This is a genomic window from Vibrio sp. YT-15, from assembly GCF_033337445.1.
In the GTDB taxonomy this organism is placed as follows: Bacteria; Pseudomonadota; Gammaproteobacteria; order Enterobacterales; family Vibrionaceae; genus Vibrio; species Vibrio alginolyticus.
This window is the reverse complement of record NZ_JAWOQR010000193.1, coordinates 1-1,012: the sequence shown is the minus strand read 5'-3', so window position 1 is coordinate 1,012 and position 1,012 is coordinate 1. Positions and strand designations below refer to the sequence as shown.

Here is a 1,012-nt window from a genome sequence, read left to right as displayed (position 1 = left end):
CTCATTGTCTCCCTCGGATTGTTCTGGGGGATGGACAAGCTGGTAAACAAAGAGCGCCACGAGCTAGTGTCGAATGATGATCAGCGTATGGTCGATTTCATTCGCATTAAACCGGACGAAAAAGTACAGGAGAAAAAACGCGAACTCCCGAAACCGCCACCACCTAAGCGTCCGCCGCCGCCACCAGAAATGAAGGTGACGTCGACAGTAAAACCGGTGATGGACCAAGTTCCAATGGATATGCCAAAACTCGATCTACCAGTTAACGTCACTGGTGGCTCAGTGCTCGGTCATTACAGCCAAGGTGGCGGAGCGAGACTGGCAGGTAGCGGAGGCCCTGTGCCTTTAGCAACATTCCAACCTCAGATGCCTCGTAAGGCCGCTCGTTCTGGACTTGAGAAAGGTATCGTACTTGTAGAGTTTACTGTTAACGAACGTGGTAGCGTCGAGGACGTCAAAGTTTTAAAAGAGACACCACGCAAGTTGGGCTTGGGACAAGCCGCGAAGAAAACCGTATCTAAGTGGACCTTCAAACCCAAAATGGTTGATGGTAAAGCGGTTAGCTCTCGCCTTTCTCAAGAAATTGAGTTCTCTACAAACTAAGGAGTCATACGTATGAAAGCATATACCAAACTGTTGGCTTCTCTAGTGTTATTGTCAGGCGCGTATGGCGCGCCTGGTTTTGCCAACACTCCGGAGTTGTCAGACAAAACGTTTCGAACGGTAAACAAAGTTCAGGAACTCATTGCTACAGAAAAGTACGCTGATGCCCTTTCTAAATTTAACCCAGCATTAAGTAGTACAAGCAAAAAACAATATGACCGTGCAGTCTTACTGCAACAGATGGGCTTTTTGTACTCTCTGCAAGATGACTACCCGAAAGCAGCAAAGTATTTTGCTGATGCGTTAAGTTTAAACGCACTTCCAGTGCCTGTAGCCCAGCAAGTTCGTTATAGCTTGGCGCAGCTTTACTTAGCCGAAGGGCAATTTAAAAAGTCAGTAGCAACCATGA

Annotated in this window: 1 protein-coding gene and 1 pseudogene; both read left to right on the top strand. The window is 47.4% G+C overall.

From position 1 onward, the window contains the following. Positions 1-603, top strand: a 603-nt coding sequence (locus R7D93_RS26250) for an energy transducer TonB (RefSeq protein WP_318129675.1), incomplete at its 5' end; no start/stop codon positions are given. A gap of 12 nt (positions 604-615) precedes the next feature. Beyond that, a pseudogene (locus R7D93_RS26245) lies at positions 616-1,012 on the top strand (hypothetical protein); the annotation flags it as partial.